Origin of the sequence: Kribbella rubisoli (assembly GCF_004217145.1) — a bacterium.
In the GTDB taxonomy this organism is placed as follows: domain Bacteria; phylum Actinomycetota; class Actinomycetes; order Propionibacteriales; family Kribbellaceae; genus Kribbella; species Kribbella rubisoli.
On record NZ_SHKR01000011.1, the window covers coordinates 308,658 to 324,705 of the forward strand.

The window sequence follows — 16,048 nt, forward strand, 5'->3', positions numbered from 1 at the left end:
GGGCGAGACCCCGGGCTGGAATTCAAGCAAGGAGAGGGCCCTCATGGCAGAGACCTGGAGCGGCGAGTTCTACTGCGTCAAGTGCAAGGCCAAGCGCACCGCCGACGGCGAGGTCAAGGTCAACGACAAGGGCACGCGCATGGCGAAGGCCAAGTGCCCCGAGTGCGGTACGAACCTGAACCGGATCCTCGGCAAGGCCTGACGCACAAGGTCGTAGGGGCGGTGCTCGGCACGATGTCTGTGCCGGGCACCGCCCCTGGTTCGTCCCGGCTTGGGCGACCGGACAGAATGGAGGCGTGTCGGACCTTCCTCGCAAGGCGCTGAGCCGGACCGCGAAACTTGCCAGCCTGCCCCTCGGTGTCGCCGGCCGGGCGACGGTCGGCCTGGGCAAGCGCATCGGCGGTGCTCCCGCCGAGGCCGTGTTCGCCGAGTTCCAGCGCCGGACGGCCGATCAGCTGTTCGCCGTGCTCGGCGAGCTCAAGGGCGGCGCGATGAAGTTCGGGCAGATGCTCAGCCTGATGGAGTCCGCGATGCCGGAGGAGCTCGCGGCGCCCTACCGGGCGACCCTGACCAAGCTGCAGGACTCCGCCCCGCCGATGCCGGCCTCGACCGTGCACACGATCCTGTCGCGGGAGCTGGGCAAGCGCTGGCGGGACCGGTTCGAGGAGTTCGACGACGTGCCCGCGGCAGCCGCGTCGATCGGTCAGGTGCACCGCGGCCGGCTCAAGGACGGCCGCGAGGTCGCGATCAAACTGCAGTATCCGGGCGCCGCGGAGGCGCTCCGCTCCGACCTCAGGCAGCTCGGGCGGTTCGCGCGGACGATCGGCGCGGTGGTGCCCGGTCTCGAGGTGAAGCCGCTCGTCGCGGAGCTCCAGGAGCGGATCGGCGAGGAGCTCGACTACGACCGCGAGGCGCAGGCCCAGCAGCAGTACGCCGACGCGTTCAAGGACCACCCGGAATTCGTCGTACCTCGGGTCATCAAGCACTCCCCCACGGTCATCGTGTCCGAGTGGATCGAGGGCCGGCCGCTGTCGTCGTACATCACCGAGGGGACGAAGCAAGAGCGGGACGCGATCGGGCTGAAGTACGTCCGGTTCATGTTCAGCGGCCCGAAGTACGCCGGTCTGCTGCACTCGGATCCGCATCCGGGGAACTTCCGCGTGATGGCTGACGGGCGGCTCGGCGTGGTCGATTTCGGGCTGTGCGCGCGCCTCCCGGACGGTCTGCCGCCGGCGATCGGGCGGCTGCTGCGGATCTCGCTCAGGGGCGACGGAGAGGCGGTCCGGGACGGGCTCAAGGCCGAGGGCTTCATCAAGCCGCGGATGGAGATCGACCCGGAGCAGCTGATGGACTACCTGGCGCCGTTCGCGGAGCCGGCCCGGGAGGAGACGTTCCAGTTCAGCCGGGCCTGGATGCGCGCGCAGGCGAACCGGACGGGTGACTTCCGGTCGCCCAACGCGTCGCTAGCTCTCCGCCTCAACCTGCCCCCGTCGTACCTGCTGATCCACCGCGTCTGGATCGGCGGCATCGCCGTGCTGTCGCAGCTCGACGCCGAGGCCCCGTTCCGCAGCGTGCTGGAGGAGCTCCTGCCCGGCTTCACCGACGGCTGAGGGCCGGGATCGCGCGCAGCGTCACGGCCAGCAGGACCGCTACGGCCGCCAGGGCCACAGCGGTGATGCCTGCGGCCAGGTGGAGACCGCTGGTGAAGGCGTCGCGCGCTTGGTCCAGCAGGTCGCCAGTGGCGCCCTGAGCGATCGCCTCGCCGAGTGAGTTGCCGCCCTGGCCGTCGATTTGGCCGCGGTACACCGCAGTCACCACACTGCCCAGCACTGCGATGCCGAGCGAGTAGCCGAACTCGTTGCTGGTCTGCGTCAACGCTCCGGCCGAGCCGGCCTTCTCCGGCGGGACCGAGCCGATGACCAGGTTCGTGCCGAGCGTGACGAGCGGCGCCGGGCCGACGCACTGGATCGCGAAGGCGATGACCAGAACCGTCGTGGACGTCGCCAGCGACATCACGACCATCCCGACGACCGTGAACGCGATCCCCGCCGGGATCAGCACGCTCGGTCGGATCCGCTGGGCCAGCCGGGGTGCCATCTGGAAGGCGACGGTCGTCGTGAGCATGCCCGGTACCAGCGCCAGCCCGGCAGCCAGCGGAGTCATCCCCTGGACCAGCTGGAAGTACTGCGCCACGAACACCATCACGCCACCGGACAGCATCGAGAACGCCAGCATGCTCCCGAGCGTCACGCTGAACGTCCGCCGCGTGAACAGCCGTACGTCGACCAGCGGGTCGTCCAGGCGACGCTGCCGCCGTACGAAGATCCAGCCGAACACCCCGCCCACCACCAGCGCGCCGATCGACTGCACACCCGCGCCGTGCGAGGCGAGGTGCTTCAGCCCGTGGATCGCCGGCAGGATCGCGGCCAGCGACAGCAGCACACTCGGTACGTCGATCCGCCCGGCCTTCTCGTTGCGGTACTCCGGGAGCAGGAACGGTCCGACGACGAGCAGCACGACCATCGCCGGTACGCCGATGAGGAACGCCGAGCCCCACCAGAAGTGGTTCAGCAGGATGCCGCCGACGATCGGACCGACCACGGCGCCGACCGTGAAGCAGCCGGCCCAGACGCCCAGCGCCTTCGCCCGCTGACCCTCGTCCGGGAACAGCGTGGAGATCAGCGACAGGGTGCACGGCGCGATCGCTGCACCTGCGATGCCGAGTACGGCGCGGGCACCGATCAGCATGCCGGGGTTCACGGAGTACGCCGCGACGATCGAGGCGATCCCGAAGACGGCAGCCGCGATCAGCAGCAGCCGACGGCGACCGAGCCGGTCACCGAGGTTGCCCATCGTGATCATCAGGCCGGCCACCATGAACCCGTACACGTCGAGGATCCACAGCTGCTGGCTGCTGGTGGCGCCGAGCGCCTCGGTCACGGCCGGGACCGCCAGCAGCATCACGAACAGGTCCAGCGACACCAGCAACGTGGCGAGGCAAAGGACGCCCAGCGCGATCCACTGTCGTCTGCTGGTCGCCACCATGTCGGCCTCGAGGGTCATGATCCGGTCCTTCCGCAGGGGTGTTGTCACCTACGCGTCGAGCGGACCGGTCTGGTATCGACACCAGCCCGGACTATCTTCGAACGATGGCGACGTTCGGAAATCTGCCCGAGATCGTTACGTCGGAGGACTGGCTCGCGGCCCGTCTGGAGCTGCTGAGGCTCGAGAAGGAGGTGACGCGGGCGCGCGACCGCCTGAACGCGGAGCGCCGACGGCTCCCGATGGTCCGGATGGACAAGCCGTACGTCTTCGAGGGGCCGGACGGGGAGGTCGGGCTGCTGGACCTGTTCGACGGGCAGGACCAGCTGGTGATGCACCACTTCATGTTCGGTCCGGACTGGGACGAGGGGTGCCCGAGCTGTTCGTCCGCCGCCGACGAGATCGGCAACCTCCGCCAGTTGCACGTACGCAACACGTCGCTGGTGGCGGTGTCGCGGGCGCCGTACGCGAAGATCGCGGCGTTCAAGGAGCGGCTGGGCTGGACGTTCCCGTGGTACTCGTCGTACGGGAGCGACTTCAACTACGACTTCCACGCCACGCTGGACGACCGGGTCGCGCCGGTGATGCTGCACTTCCGCACACAGGAGCAGCTGGCCAACGAGAAGGGAACGCCCTGGTCAGGCGGGCCCTGGACGGCTGACATGAACGGCGAGGAGCTGCCGGGGATCAGCACGTTCCTCCGGGTCGACGACGAGGTGTTCCACACGTACTCGACGTTCGGGCGGGGCATCGAGGACTTCCACAACTGCTACCGGTACCTCGATCTCACCGTCCTCGGCCGCCAAGAGGTGTGGGAGGAGCCGAAGGGACGCGCGGAGCCACTTGGGCTGCACGTGGGCGGACCCGCGATGCGCGTCCCCGATCAGTACTGATTCACCAGTAGACCGAGTCGAGCTTGCCCTCGATGCTGCGGACGTTCTCCCGGGCACAGCGGTCGCAGTACACCAGCTTGCGGCCGTCCTCGATCGAGGTCATCCAGGTCAGCGGCACGTCCTCCGACTCCGCCTGCTGACCACACAACGCACAGGTAGCTCTTGCCATAGGTCTAGTCTGCACCGGGTGCGATGGGTGATTCACGGCGAGGCTGAGGTCTGGGGTAATCGGTGGCTGAGCGTACGGCGGTTGGACGTCCAGCAGCCCGACGAGAAGCGGTTCGACTATCACGCCGTACGCCTGAAGGACATCGCCGCCGCGGTTGTCACCCGGGACGACCAGGTGCTGCTGATGTGGCGGCACCGGTTCCTGACCGACACGTGGGCCTGGGAGCTGCCGATGGGGATCATCGAGGCCGGTGAGAGCCCGGAGGCCGCGGCGGCGCGCGAGCTCGAGGAGGAGACCGGGTGGCGGGCCGACGGGCTCACCGAGCTGATCCGGTCGGAGCCGGCCGCCGGGATCATGGACTCCCGGCACTTCGTGTTCCGGGCCCGCGCGGCGGTTCGGGTCGGGGAGCCGACCGAGCAGAACGAGTCGGACCGGATCGAGTGGATCCCGCTGGCCGACGTACCCGGGATGATCGCACGGCACGAGATCGTCAGCGGGATCACGCTGGTCGGGCTGCAGCAGCTGTTGATCCAGGAACGCTGAAGGGGCGGCACCCCCTTTGGGTGCCGCCCCTCAGTTGTTTCAGCTGGTCAGGCTGTGATGCTGGGTGGATCAGACGAGACGGGCGAGTGCGAGGCGCGCGCGTGCGCTGGCCCTCTCAGCTCGCCGGCCTGCCCGTTCGGCCTGCTTCTGCGCCTTCTCGATCTGGTGAGCGAGGCGGAAGCGCCGGTTCTGCTCTGCGGCCTTCAGTGAAGCCCGACAGTGAGCACGGGCGAGATCTTCTTGAAGTAAATGCATTTCGGTGCTCCTAGAGAAAGTCTGGGTCGTCATCGTTCGGACTCGTTTCGGATGGTTGGTTGTCGTCAGGCTGCGGTAACGGTGTCGCTCTTACGGGGACGCCCTCGGGGCCGCTTGCGCGGAACCACCACACCTTGGACGAACAGCTGGCCACCCCACACGCCCCACGGCTCGGAACGCTCGAGCGCTCCGGCCAGGCACTCGGCCTGCAACGGGCAGGTCGTGCAGAGAGACTTTGCGTACTCGACGTCCGCCGGCGATTCGGCGAAGAAGAGTTCTGGCGCGTAGGACCGACAGGGCAGGTCCTGCGACGTTGCCACCTCGGTGAAGACATCGAGGAAGCTAACGCTCATTCCGGTCACCTCCCAGTGACTTTTGGATGCTGGTCTCTTGTCGTCGGTGACGATTACCGGTTGGTAGTCGCCAAATCTGTGGACAAACAAAAGGGCCGCGGGACCCTTTGTGGGTTCCGCGGCCTTGGAGGTGCCGGCTCTGACGCTTGTCAGACCGGTGGACTCCATGCTCGAGAACCCGAACCGCCGAACTTCACATCGCCGACAGCTCCGCCCTTGATCTGGGCAAAGCCGGTGGCCATGAGCACAACGGTCGCGACGTGCGGTCGCGGCGAGGCACCCTGAATCGGGGCGCACGGCAGCGCTACAGCGTCGCTGAACGGCTTCTTAACCGTGTTGGTGATCATTTCCAGGGCACCTCCTCTCGTTGTGGCGAAGCGGGCGGTTAGCTCGATCGCTATGGTTGTTTGAAGTTTTCGGCCAGGCTTCGACCGCAGAAAGAACAGTACGCCGTCCGCGTCGGAGCCCGCAAACTATTTATCGCCAGTTTGCGAAGTTGGCCGGAAGTTGCCGCTGCGGCGACCGGATCTGGTTGCCGACGCAGCGTTCCGGCACGCTCCGGGTCGCCATCCGCACGCTCCGGGATCGTTGCCTCTGTCACCTAACTGCCACGTCTGCCAGGAGCAGAACACGGCACGTCTTCCAGGGTGCGCCCTGGATCCCGTGCCTGGCAACAGATTTCTCCGGCCACTTGCCCGAACGGGCAGTCAGCGGGTGCAGAGGTTGAGGATCTGTTCGCCGTACTTGGCCAGCTTGGTGTGGCCGATGCCGGGGATCTGCCGGAGGGCCTGCGCGTCCTCCGGGCGGGTCTCGGCGATGGCCGTCAGCGTGGCGTCGGTCAGGATGACGAACGCCGGCATGCGCTCCGACTCCGCCTGCTCGGTGCGCCATTCGATCAAGGCGTCGTACAGCTTCTGGTCGATCTTGGACGGGCAGTCCTCGCAGCGGCCGAGCTTGCGGGCCCCCGGGTCGAGCAGGCCGCGGCCGCAGACTCGGCACTTCGGGATCGGCCGGCTGGAGCGTGGGGCGCTCGACGGACGCTCGAAGCTGGTGGGTGACGACGGGGTCCATTCGGTCCGCGCCGTACGGACGCCGATCGGGTCGAGGAAGCGGGTCGGACCGCGGGTCCCGCGCCCGCCCGGTGAGCGCGACGTGGACCAGCTGACAGACAGCTGCTGCTTCGCGCGGGTCACGCCGACATAGAACAGCCGCCGCTCCTCCTCTACCTGGGCCGGCGTCTGGGCATAGGTGATCGGCAGCGTCCCCTCATGCGCCCCGACGATGAAGACGCACTCCCACTCAAGGCCCTTGGCCGCGTGCAGCGTCGCCAGCGTGACGCCCTCTGCCAGCGGCGCGTGCTGGATCGACGCCCGCCGGTCCAGCTCGTCCATCAGGTCCGACAGCCGAGCCTCAGCATGAGCGGCGGCAAAATCGGACGCCATCGTCACCAGCGCACTCAGCGACTCCCACCGATCCCGGACCGCACCGGTCCCGGTCGGCGGCTCCTGCGTCCACCCGGCTCCGCCCAGCACGCCGGTCACGGTGGTCACCAGGTCGTCCGACAGGTCCCCCGCCTTGGCCTGACCCCGCAGCAATACAGCTGCCTGCCGGATCTCGGCCCGCTCGAAGAATCGCTCCGCACCCTTCAGCACGGTCGGGATCTTCCGCTCGGCCAGCGCCTGCTCGAAGTTCTCCGACTGCGCATTGGTCCGGAACAGTACGGCGATGTCTCGCAGCGCCATGCCCTCGTCCCGCAGCTTCACGACCGCCCGTGCCACCGCGTCCGCCTCCGCGACCTCATCGGAGTACTCGCGGTAGACCGGAGTCGGACCCGCCTCCTTCTGCGACCGCAGCATCACCCGGCCCGGCAGCCCGGTCGGACCGGCCGCGTCGAGGATCTTGTTCGCCACGTCGACGATCTGCGGCGTCGACCGGTAGTCACGGACCAGCTTGATCACCGTCGCGGACGGATGCCGGGAGGCGAAGCGCACCAGGTTCTCCGGCTCGGCGCCGGCCCAGGAGTAAATAGTCTGCGCCGGATCACCGACTACGCAGACGTCCTCCCGGCCGCCCAGCCACAGGTCGAGCAGACTCTGCTGCAGCGGCGAGACGTCCTGGTACTCGTCCACGACGAACGTCCGGTACTGCCGCCGGATCTCCGCGGCCACCCGCTCGTCCTCCGCGAGCAGCGCGACCGCGCAGAGCAGCACGTCCTCCAGGTCGATCCGCCCGCGCTCGAGCTTCACGTCCTCGTACGCCGCGAAGATGCGGGCGATCGTCGGCGGGTCGAAGGCAGCCAGCGTGCGGGCCGACTTCGGGGCCAGCCGCGCGTAGTCGTCGGGGCGCACGTTGCTCACCTTGGCCCACTCGACCTCACCGGCCAGGTCGCGCAGCGCGGGCGTGTCCACCCGGACCCGGCAGCGGGACGCCGCCTCGGTCAGCAGCGGGAACTTCCGGTCCGCGATCGGCGGCAGCTCCCCGCCGTACACCTTGGGCCAGAAGAAGCGGGCCTGGCGGAGCGCGGCGGAGTGGAACGTGCGGGCCTGCACCCCCTGGACGCCGAGTTGTGCGAGCCGGCCGCGCATCTCCCCCGCCGCCCGCTGCGTGAACGTCACGGCGAGCACCCGGACCGGGTCGAACGTGCCGGTCTGGACGCCGTACGCGATCCGGTGGGTGATCGCCCGCGTCTTCCCCGTCCCGGCGCCGGCCATCACCACGACCGGGCCGTGCAACGCGGACGCGACGGCCCGCTGCTCCGGGTCGAGAGCCTCCAGGAGGCCGTCGGCGGATGCAGATCGTGTGAGGTCGCTCACGGGTTGAGACACGCGGGAACAGCACCACCTACGGCATGGTTCGAATACGTCGAAGGCAACCCTAGACGGGTGGCCCGACAGAAACCCCTCCCACTCCCATAGGAGTCTGCCGATGTCGGCATTCACGATGTACTCCACGCCTTGGTGCGGCTACTGCCACCGCTTGAAGGGTCAGCTCAAGCGAGCAGGCATCGAGTTCACCGAGGTCGACATCGAGCAGGTCCCGGACGCCGCCGAGCTGGTCGAGAAGATCAACAACGGCAACCAGACGGTCCCGACCGTGGTCTTCGCCGACGGCACCGCGATGACGAACCCGTCGCTGGCGCAGGTCGCGGAGAAGCTCGCCGCCTGAACAACCCGGGCTCAGGTCATATCGCCTGAGTTATGGACATTACGGTCATGACCGTTATACCTTGCGATGAACTACGTCGCAGGGAGTCCGCCCATGTTCTCGCGCCGTCACCTTCGCGCTGCCTTGACGACTGTCGTCGTCTCGATCGGTCTGCTCGCCGCAGGCGGACTGCACGCCACAGCGGCACCACCGCTACCTGATCCGTTCCCGTCGGAGACCTGGCCGCTCGGGCCCCCGACGAAGCCGTTCGCGCCGGCCGACGACGTCATCAAGGACCTCGGCTCGCCGGTCAGCTCGCTCACCGTCATGGAGGGCGCGGTCGGCCACACGCCGGACGGGCGCGACGTCGTGTACGCCGTGCCCGCCGGCGAGAACGCACGTCTCAACGTCGTGGACCTGCACACCCGCGAGCTGATCCGCACCGTCCCGCTGCCGGGAGCCGCCGGCGGCTGGGCGATCGTGGTGACGCCGAACGGCGACGTCTACCTCGGCACGTATCCGTACGCGCACCTCTACCGCTACAGCCCGGCCACCGGCGAGGTGACCGACCTGGGCCAGCCGATTCCTGGTGAGTCCCAGATCTACGGCCTCACCGCCGACGCGGAGGGCAACGTGTACGCCGGGACGTACCCGACCGCGCACGCGTTCAAGTACGACCCGTCGAACGGACAGGTCACCGACTACGGCTCGCTCGACCCGGTGCAGCAGTACGCGCGGTCCACCGTCTACGACCCGGACCACCGCAAGCTGTTCGTCGGCGTCTCGACTCCGAATGCCCGCCTGCTTCGGATCGACGTCGACACCAAGGCGGTCGAGGACATCACTCCCCCGGGCACTACGGCCAAGGACTTCATCGACCTGGACTACGCCGGCGGCAGGGTGTTCGCGAACGCCAGCAGCCGGCTGGTGGTGGTCGACGCGGTCACCGGGGAGCAGATCAAGTACACCGACGCCACCACCGGCCAGCAGGTGATGGACTACCCGATCGCTGCCCGCGGCGTCTCTGCAGCCGGCCCCGGTGGCGTCTACTTCACCAACAACACGCTGGCCCTCACGCACTACGACCTGGACACCAACACGGTCGGTCCGGTCTCGCCGCCGCGGACGCTGACGCGTGGCGCATCCATCGGCTACGGCTGGGTGACAGAGAACGGCGTACCGGTTCTCTATGGCCTGGCTGGCAACTACTCCGGTGGGACGTTCCGCTACAACCCGGCCGACGGGACGCTGGCGCAGTGGAGCTCACCGTTCCAGTACGTGCCGTCGCCGCTCATGCATGAGCTGGCCGACCCCGTCACGGGCAAGGTGTTCGTCAACGTCTACCTGAACGGCTCTACGGCTATCTACGACCCGGCGACCGGCAAGTCCACCGTCACCACCCGCCAGGGGCAGGTCGAGGGTTGGGCGTGGGACGGCACCGGCAAGATGTACGTCGGCATCTATCCGTACGGCCGCTTGTCACTCTGGGATCCGGCGCTACCGGACAGCACGACCAACCCGAAGGAACTGTTCAGCCTGGTCGACAGCGACCACCAGAACAGGCCGGTGTCGGTCGTCCCCGACGGCAACCACGTGTACGTCGGCACCACGCCGGCGTACGGCGAGTACGGCGGCGCGCTGACCGTGTACGACGTACCGACAGGCAGCCACACGGTCTACCGCAACCTGGTGACCGACCAGACGATCGCGTCCATCCTGCCCGCGGGTGCGAACGTGTGGGCCGGCTCCAGCATCGAAGGTGGTCAGGGCACCGACCCGAAGGCCACTGAGGCCCATCTGATCAAGGTGAACCCGGCGACGGGCGCGGTGCTCTCCGACATCGTCCCGGTGTCCGGTGCGGCCAGCATCAACGAACTGACCTACGGACCGGACGGCAACATCTGGGGTCTGGCCGACGGCATCGTCTTCGTCGTCAACCCTGCGGCCGGTGAGGTACTGCGCCTGCTGCCGGTGTTCAGCGCAGTCACCGGCTCACAGGACGGCGCACTGTCCTGGCGGGACGGCTACTTGTACGGCGTGACCGGCGGACGACTGTTCGTCGTGGACAGCCTCAGCGGTCACACCACCGTCCTGCGCGACCACGGCCTCAACCGGCTCACGCAAACGCCGGACGGCACCTACTACACATTGCTGCGGCCCGACGGCTTCACCAACCCGACCAACCTGGCGTCGTACACCCCACCGGTCGACTCGTGTCCGCAGTCCGACGTCAGGCCGACAGTGTGGACCGGGAACATCGACAGCCATGTGTCGAACCGCTTCCTGACCTACGGCTGCACGCTGACCGACACACTGCCGAGCGCCAAGGCGGACTGGCCGAGCCACGCAGCGTACGTCCTCGCGGTCGACCGGAAGCTGCGTGAGCTCGAGAAGGCCGGCTCGGTCGAGCGCTGGGAAGGCGTCCTGATCAGGGTCGCGGCCGCCCGGTCCGACGTGGGCCGGTGATCACCAGCTCCCGGTGAGGCTCTCGCCGTACCAGCCTTCGATCAGGCGGCGGGAGATCGAGATCGCACCCGGGAGGGCCATCGTGCCGGCTTCGACCAGCACGCGGATGTCCTCCCGGGTGAACCACTTGGCCTCGGCGATCTCGTCCTGGTCCACGTCGATGTCGAAGCTCGACGCCTTTGCGTAGAACCCGAGCATCAGGCTCGCGGGCAGCGGCCACGGCTGGCTTCCGGCGTACTCGATCTCTTCGCCGACGATTACACCGGTCTCCTCGAGAACCTCACGCCGTACGGCGGCCTCGAGCGACTCGCCCGGCTCGACGAAGCCGGCCAGCGTGGAGTACCGACCGGCCGGCCAGGCCTCGTTGCGGCCGAGCAGGGCGCGGTCCTGGTCGTCGGTGACGAGCACAATGATTGCCGGGTCGCTGCGCGGGAAGTGCGAGAGACCGCAGTTGGGGCAGCGTCGGACATGGCCCGCCTCCACCACCTCGGTGTGCTCACCGCAGTTCGCACAGTGGGTGTGGACGGCGTGCCAGTTGGACAGGCCGATCACGTTGACCGCAATGCCGGCCTCACGGTCGTCCAGTAGCGCGCCGAGCTCGCGCAGGCCGCCGTACGACTCGTCTGCCTCGTCCTTCACCAGCACAGCGAAGACAGCGCGGCCCTCTGCGGTCATGCCTGCTCCGGACTCCCGGTCGATGCCCAGGAAGATCCGGATGCCCTCGGGCGCCGCCGACGGGGGCACGAACCGCAGTGCGGAGCGGTCCTCGCCCACCTGGATCTTGTCACCGGACACGACGACCACCTGGGTGTCATGGGCGGCCCACGCCTTCTCCAGCCAGTCGTCGTCACGGCGGCGGTCGGCGGCGCGGTCCAGGACGGAGCGAGACAGGGCTAGCGAACCAGGATCAATGGAGTAGGCCACGTGCCTCAACCTACCCCGGCATCATGAGAGCATCCCCGCATGAGTATTCACATCGCCGCCGAGAAGGGGCAGATCGCACCGCGGGTGCTGTTCCCCGGGGATCCGCTGCGGGCCAAGTGGATCGCGGAGACCTACCTGGACGACGTGATCTGCTACACCGAGATCCGGAACATGTTCGGGTTCACCGGCACCTACAAGGGTGAGCGGATCTCCGTGCAGGGCTCCGGCATGGGCCAGCCGTCCGCGTCGATCTACGCGAACGAGCTGTTCGCGGAGTACGACGTACAGACCCTGATCCGGGTGGGGACGTGCGGTGCGCTGACCGAGGCGGTCCGGGTCCGCGACGTGATCGTGGCGATGTCCGCGAGCACCGACTCGCAGATGAACCGGCTGCGCTTCCACGGCATCGACTACGCGCCGACCGCGGACTACCAGCTGCTCCGTGCGGCAGTGGACGCGGCAGAGGCGGCCGGGCTGAACGTGCACGTCGGACAGGTGTTCTCCGGCGACCTCTTCTACAACGACCGGGCCGACCTGGTCTCCCGCACCGCGGAGTACGGCGTACTGGGCATCGAGATGGAGGCGTCGGCGCTCTACACGCTGGCGGCGAAGTTCGGCCGCCGGGCGCTCGGCATCATGACGGTGTCGGACCACCTCATCACCAAGGAGGAGACGACCGCCGAGGAGCGCCAGACGACGTTCTCGGAGATGATCACGATCGCCCTCGACGCGGCGATCGAGGTGCCGGTCTGAACCCGCGGCACGGCGCCGCCGTACTGGCCTGCGCCGTGATGGCTCTCGGTACGGCGGCGTGCTCGGGCAGCAAGTCCGACGACAACAAGCCGGACGCGGCGGGTAGCTCCAACGGCTCCAGCAGCTCCACCGCGCCGAGCAGCGGGGCCAGTGCGTCGTCGTCCGGTCCGGAGGAGAAGCTGCCGGACCTCACCGCCGCACAGGTCGTCACAGCCTTTGCCGGCAAGGGCTACCAGTGCAGCACCGATGAGGCGTACCAGACGTGCGCTCAAGGCACCACGTCGATCCAGGTGCTGATCGGGAAACAGCCGCGTCCTCCGGTGATCTCACTGCAGGCGACGGGCGTCGCGGCGGAGGCGACGACCAAACTGTCCGACTTCGCGCCTCAGGCACTGGAGCTGGCCCACGTGAACCCGCGCGGCCAGATCGCCGACTGGCTCAAGCAGCAGCAGGGCAAAGCGGGGCAGACGACCGCGGGCAACTGGACCGTGGAATTCTCGACCGAGGCGGACACCGATCAGCCCGGAGCGATCCTCACGCTGACCGACAAGCTCTGCAAGGCCGACTGCGGAGCCGAGTAGTACTTACGCCGCGACGAGCTTGGGCAGGACCTGCAGGAGCCGATCGGTCAACAGGTCCGGGGTCTTGTCCGGGTTCGCGGCGTAGCCCACCACGGCCTGCTCGAACAGGCCGTCGATCAGCGCGTATGCCGTGGGCGCGTCGACGGTCGGCGTGGTCGCGGTGAGATCGGCGTACCGGCCGAGGATGCGCCAGATCATCTCTTCGAGCAGCTTGTCGATCGCCTCGACGTCCGGACGCAACTGCTCCTCGAACATGCTCTGCGCGCGCAGGTCGTACCAGAGCTTGTGCATCGGGGTCTCGTCGACCAGGGTCTGCGTCATCTTCGCCAGGAACCCCGTGACCAGCTCCTCCCCCGACGTCGCGGTCTCGACCACTTCGTCGTACCGCCGGGCGCACTTGGTCTTGTAGTAGCGCACGCAGTAGCTGATCAGGTCGATCTTGTCGCGGAAGTAGTAGTGCACGACGCCGTGGGTGAACTCGGAGTTGTTCGCGATCTCCCGCAGGCTGGTCCGCGCGTACCCGAGCTCGCCGAGGGTCTTCAGCGCGGACTCGGCCAGCGCCACCCGGCGTCGCTCGATCTTGTCGATCCCGGAGACCCGGGCGGGTCGCTCCTGCTCGGCCGCGTTCGCAGACGTCACAGCCACCACCACCCCTCCTCATCGGGTCGTTGCGTCAGGGTACCCCGCCCCGGGCCAGGCGCGTCCCGGTGCGGGGAGATTTCTTGACAAGTGTCAAACAAAGTCTTGACGACTGTCAAAAGGCTGGCCAGAGTGTGAACAGCCAGCCCGTACGGCCACCAGCAGCCAGCCTGTCAGCAAAGGAGCTACAGATGGGTTCTCTCGATCTCTCCGGCCGCAAGGCCCTCGTCACCGGCGGCGCCCAGGGGCTGGGTGAGGGCATGGCGAAGGCCCTCGCGGCAGCCGGTGCGAAAGTCGTGATCAGCGACCTGCAGAAGGATGCCGGCGAGAAGGTCGCCGACGCGTTGGACAGCGAGTACGGAGCGGGCAACGGCTTCGTCGCGCACGACATCACCGACGACGCCCAGTGGGAGAACGCTGTCGTCGCGGCCAACGACATCATGGGCGGCCTCGACATCCTGGTGAACAACGCGGGGATCGAGATCACCAGCCTGCTCACCGAGGTCACCGCCGACGACATCCGCAAGATGCTCGAGGTCAACGTCCTCGGCACCACGCTCGGCGTCAAGTGGGGCCTGCGGACGATGCGTCCTGAGGGTCTGGCCGGTCAGGGCGGCGCGATCATCAACGTCGCCTCGGTCGCCGCGACCATCGCGTTCCCGGGGATCGCGGTCTACTCCGCGACCAAGTCCGCGGTCGACCGCCTCACCAAGGTCGCCGCGATGGAGTCCGGCAAGCTCGGGTACGGCGTCCGCGTGAACTGCCTGTACCCCGGTCTGGTCCCGACCGCGATGGGGATGGGCCTGGCCAACGACTGCGCGCAGCTCGGGCTGTTCGAGTCCCCCGAGGCCGCTGTCGGCGCTGTCATCGCACTGACCCCGGCCGGCCGGCTCGGCGAGGTTGCCGACATGGCCGACGCGGTCGTCTTCCTGGCATCGGACGAGGCCCGGTTCATCACCGGCATCGGCCTGCCGGTCGACGGCGGCATGGGAATTTGACGTCCTCCCCAGCTATGAACGCCGGGGATTCCAACTACTACGCGGAGGTAGCGTGTTGAGGTTCACGCTTCGGCGAGACCCGTACGGGCGTCTCTCGACGTGCTCCGACGGCCCGCCCGGCCGCGATGTTCGTTGCCGCGTTCGCGTCGGCATGCGCCTGGTGTCCACAGGCCACGCACCGGAAGACCGCTTGGCTCTTGCGGTTCTCCGGTGTGCAGTGCCCGCACACGCTGCAGGTCTGAGACGTATATGCAGGACGGACCTTCTCGACCCGTCCTGGAGCCTTCTGCTCCAAACGACGTACCAGTGCTCCCCAACCGTTGGCGAGGATGCCGCGATTGAGACGGGCCTTGGCGCGGCGGCGGTTGGGCAAGTAGGCGCCCGGTCGCTCTGGGTCGGGCTTGGGCTTGGGGCGCCTGGTCATGTGGGGGATATGGAGGTCCTCCACGCGGATGACGTCGAACCGTCGCGCCAGGTCGGTGCTGACCTTCTCCGCCCAATCCTTGAGGCGATCGCGGGCACGCGCGTACAGCTTCGCGATCGCCATTTTCCCACGCAGGCGCCGGTTGGAACCCGGGCGACACCGGGCGAGACGGCGTTGGAGGTGCTTGAGCCGTTCCAGCTCGCGGTCCGAGAAGCCGGGGCACGACAGGAGCTCACCCGTGGACAGGGCAGCCGAAACTGCAACGCCTCGATCCACACCGACGATCCGACCGGCACCGGATGCCCGGATCGGCTCCGGGATCGCGGCGAACGCGAGGTGCCACCGGCCCGCCCGATCACGCGTCACGCGGTACGACTTCGCAGCGGGGATCGCGCGCGACGTTCGGAACCGCACCCAGCCAACCTTCGGGACGAGAACCTGCGCCCACTTACGGCTCACCTGTTCAATACGGATGGCCTGCGCACCGACGATCCGGAACCCCTCATGCAGCCCGGCCTTGCGCCAGGTCGGCCGACGGTGAGTGCCTGCGTAGAAGGATTTGACGGCCTGGTCGAAGTCTCGCAACGCCTGCTGCTGCACAGTGTTCGACCCCGCTCGCAGCCAACCGAACACGGCCCGCGCCTCGGTCAACTGGCGGCACTGCTCAGGGAACCGCGGCGTCGGTCCTTTGTCGCGGGTCCACATCGACCATTGCTCAAGGGCAAGGTTCCATACGGACCGAGCGTGCCTGCATTGATCTATCAGCGCGTCCTGCTGCGCTGGAGTGGGATACATCCGGAACCGAGACACGGCGCTTATCCAATCAGCCATGACCGACAGTCCCCGATGCCCGAAGGGAGGGAG

17 protein-coding genes are annotated in these 16,048 nt (G+C 68.0%); 9 read left to right on the forward strand and 8 right to left on the reverse strand.

From position 1 onward, the window contains the following. The first annotated feature begins 43 nt into the window (after positions 1-43). Positions 44-202, forward strand: a complete 159-nt coding sequence (locus EV645_RS42145) for a DUF5679 domain-containing protein (RefSeq protein WP_012922897.1) — start codon at positions 44-46, stop codon at positions 200-202. A gap of 94 nt (positions 203-296) precedes the next feature. Further along, a complete protein-coding gene (locus tag EV645_RS04065; RefSeq protein WP_130439870.1) occupies positions 297-1,610 on the forward strand; it encodes an ABC1 kinase family protein in 1,314 nt (437 codons plus the stop codon). Here the strand turns inward: EV645_RS04065 and EV645_RS04070 are convergent. After that, positions 1,597-3,063 carry an MFS transporter gene (locus EV645_RS04070; RefSeq protein WP_130439872.1) on the reverse strand — a complete coding sequence of 489 codons (1,467 nt, stop codon included), beginning with the start codon at positions 3,061-3,063 and terminating at the stop codon, positions 1,597-1,599. The genes EV645_RS04065 and EV645_RS04070 overlap by 14 nt on opposite strands. A gap of 86 nt (positions 3,064-3,149) precedes the next feature. Between EV645_RS04070 and EV645_RS04075 the strand changes: the two genes are divergently transcribed. After that, positions 3,150-3,935 carry a DUF899 domain-containing protein gene (locus tag EV645_RS04075; protein ID WP_130439874.1) on the forward strand — a complete coding sequence of 262 codons (786 nt, stop codon included), beginning with the start codon at positions 3,150-3,152 and terminating at the stop codon, positions 3,933-3,935. A gap of 1 nt (position 3,936) precedes the next feature. Here EV645_RS04075 and EV645_RS42150 read toward each other — a convergent pair whose 3' ends face one another. Continuing rightward, positions 3,937-4,104 (reverse strand): hypothetical protein, encoded by a 168-nt coding sequence (locus EV645_RS42150; protein ID WP_198681458.1) that lies wholly within the window; start codon positions 4,102-4,104, stop codon positions 3,937-3,939. A gap of 18 nt (positions 4,105-4,122) precedes the next feature. Here EV645_RS42150 and EV645_RS04080 point away from each other — a divergent pair, with 18 nt between their 5' ends. Next, positions 4,123-4,647 (forward strand): NUDIX domain-containing protein, encoded by a 525-nt coding sequence (locus tag EV645_RS04080; RefSeq protein ID WP_130439876.1) that lies wholly within the window; start codon positions 4,123-4,125, stop codon positions 4,645-4,647. Between the two features lie 320 nt (positions 4,648-4,967). On the opposite strand, the gene EV645_RS04090 is transcribed toward EV645_RS04080, so the two are convergent. From EV645_RS04090 to EV645_RS04100, 3 genes are all read right to left on the reverse strand, one after another. Continuing rightward, on the reverse strand, positions 4,968-5,255 hold the full coding sequence (locus EV645_RS04090) for a WhiB family transcriptional regulator (protein ID WP_130383944.1): 288 nt from the start codon (positions 5,253-5,255) through the stop codon (positions 4,968-4,970). A gap of 149 nt (positions 5,256-5,404) precedes the next feature. Beyond that, complete coding sequence (locus EV645_RS04095; protein ID WP_130439878.1) at positions 5,405-5,602, reverse strand: hypothetical protein; 198 nt, start codon at positions 5,600-5,602, stop codon at positions 5,405-5,407. 360 nt (positions 5,603-5,962) lie between these two features. After that, positions 5,963-8,080 (reverse strand): ATP-dependent DNA helicase UvrD2, encoded by a 2,118-nt coding sequence (locus tag EV645_RS04100; RefSeq protein ID WP_130439880.1) that lies wholly within the window; start codon positions 8,078-8,080, stop codon positions 5,963-5,965. A gap of 100 nt (positions 8,081-8,180) precedes the next feature. Between EV645_RS04100 and EV645_RS04105 the strand changes: the two genes are divergently transcribed. Then, positions 8,181-8,420: a mycoredoxin gene (locus EV645_RS04105; RefSeq protein WP_130439882.1), complete on the forward strand. Its 240-nt coding sequence runs from the start codon at positions 8,181-8,183 to the stop codon at positions 8,418-8,420. A 93-nt stretch (positions 8,421-8,513) separates the two neighbouring features. Next, positions 8,514-10,865, forward strand: coding sequence for an NHL repeat-containing protein (locus EV645_RS04110; protein WP_242000195.1), 2,352 nt, complete (start codon positions 8,514-8,516; stop codon positions 10,863-10,865). On the opposite strand, the gene nudC is transcribed toward EV645_RS04110, so the two are convergent. Continuing rightward, a complete protein-coding gene (gene nudC, locus EV645_RS04115; RefSeq protein WP_130439884.1) occupies positions 10,866-11,789 on the reverse strand; it encodes an NAD(+) diphosphatase in 924 nt (307 codons plus the stop codon). A 39-nt stretch (positions 11,790-11,828) separates the two neighbouring features. On the opposite strand from nudC, the gene deoD reads away from it, so the two are divergent. Next, the gene (gene deoD, locus EV645_RS04120; protein WP_130439886.1) at positions 11,829-12,542 is read left to right on the forward strand and encodes a purine-nucleoside phosphorylase; all 714 of its coding nucleotides are present in this window, start codon (positions 11,829-11,831) and stop codon (positions 12,540-12,542) included. 38 nt (positions 12,543-12,580) lie between these two features. Beyond that, positions 12,581-13,123 carry a hypothetical protein gene (locus EV645_RS04125; RefSeq protein WP_130439888.1) on the forward strand — a complete coding sequence of 181 codons (543 nt, stop codon included), beginning with the start codon at positions 12,581-12,583 and terminating at the stop codon, positions 13,121-13,123. Between the two features lie 3 nt (positions 13,124-13,126). Here the strand turns inward: EV645_RS04125 and EV645_RS04130 are convergent, their stop codons facing one another. After that, positions 13,127-13,768 (reverse strand): TetR/AcrR family transcriptional regulator, encoded by a 642-nt coding sequence (locus tag EV645_RS04130; protein WP_242000196.1) that lies wholly within the window; start codon positions 13,766-13,768, stop codon positions 13,127-13,129. A 185-nt stretch (positions 13,769-13,953) separates the two neighbouring features. Between EV645_RS04130 and EV645_RS04135 the strand changes: the two genes are divergently transcribed. Next, positions 13,954-14,760: an SDR family NAD(P)-dependent oxidoreductase gene (locus EV645_RS04135; protein WP_130439890.1), complete on the forward strand. Its 807-nt coding sequence runs from the start codon at positions 13,954-13,956 to the stop codon at positions 14,758-14,760. A gap of 37 nt (positions 14,761-14,797) precedes the next feature. Here EV645_RS04135 and EV645_RS04140 read toward each other — a convergent pair whose 3' ends face one another. Next, complete coding sequence (locus tag EV645_RS04140; RefSeq protein WP_242000197.1) at positions 14,798-16,015, reverse strand: RNA-guided endonuclease InsQ/TnpB family protein; 1,218 nt, start codon at positions 16,013-16,015, stop codon at positions 14,798-14,800. Positions 16,016-16,048 lie beyond the last annotated feature (33 nt).

What these genes read in the sequence shown, in the direction of transcription:
- EV645_RS04075 (WP_130439874.1), top strand. Translation starts at nt 3,150, where the DNA reads ATGGCGACGTTCGGAAATCTGCCCGAGATCGTTACGTCGGAGGACTGG.
- EV645_RS04070 (WP_130439872.1), bottom strand. Translation starts at nt 3,063, where the DNA reads ATGACCCTCGAGGCCGACATGGTGGCGACCAGCAGACGACAGTGGATC.
- EV645_RS04090 (WP_130383944.1), bottom strand. Translation starts at nt 5,255, where the DNA reads ATGAGCGTTAGCTTCCTCGATGTCTTCACCGAGGTGGCAACGTCGCAG.
- EV645_RS42150 (WP_198681458.1), bottom strand. Translation starts at nt 4,104, where the DNA reads ATGGCAAGAGCTACCTGTGCGTTGTGTGGTCAGCAGGCGGAGTCGGAG.
- EV645_RS04135 (WP_130439890.1), top strand. Translation starts at nt 13,954, where the DNA reads ATGGGTTCTCTCGATCTCTCCGGCCGCAAGGCCCTCGTCACCGGCGGC.
- EV645_RS04140 (WP_242000197.1), bottom strand. Translation starts at nt 16,015, where the DNA reads ATGGCTGATTGGATAAGCGCCGTGTCTCGGTTCCGGATGTATCCCACT.
- EV645_RS04095 (WP_130439878.1), bottom strand. Translation starts at nt 5,602, where the DNA reads ATGATCACCAACACGGTTAAGAAGCCGTTCAGCGACGCTGTAGCGCTG.
- EV645_RS42145 (WP_012922897.1), top strand. Translation starts at nt 44, where the DNA reads ATGGCAGAGACCTGGAGCGGCGAGTTCTACTGCGTCAAGTGCAAGGCC.
- EV645_RS04110 (WP_242000195.1), top strand. Translation starts at nt 8,514, where the DNA reads ATGTTCTCGCGCCGTCACCTTCGCGCTGCCTTGACGACTGTCGTCGTC.
- deoD (WP_130439886.1), top strand. Translation starts at nt 11,829, where the DNA reads ATGAGTATTCACATCGCCGCCGAGAAGGGGCAGATCGCACCGCGGGTG.
- EV645_RS04105 (WP_130439882.1), top strand. Translation starts at nt 8,181, where the DNA reads ATGTCGGCATTCACGATGTACTCCACGCCTTGGTGCGGCTACTGCCAC.
- EV645_RS04125 (WP_130439888.1), top strand. Translation starts at nt 12,581, where the DNA reads ATGGCTCTCGGTACGGCGGCGTGCTCGGGCAGCAAGTCCGACGACAAC.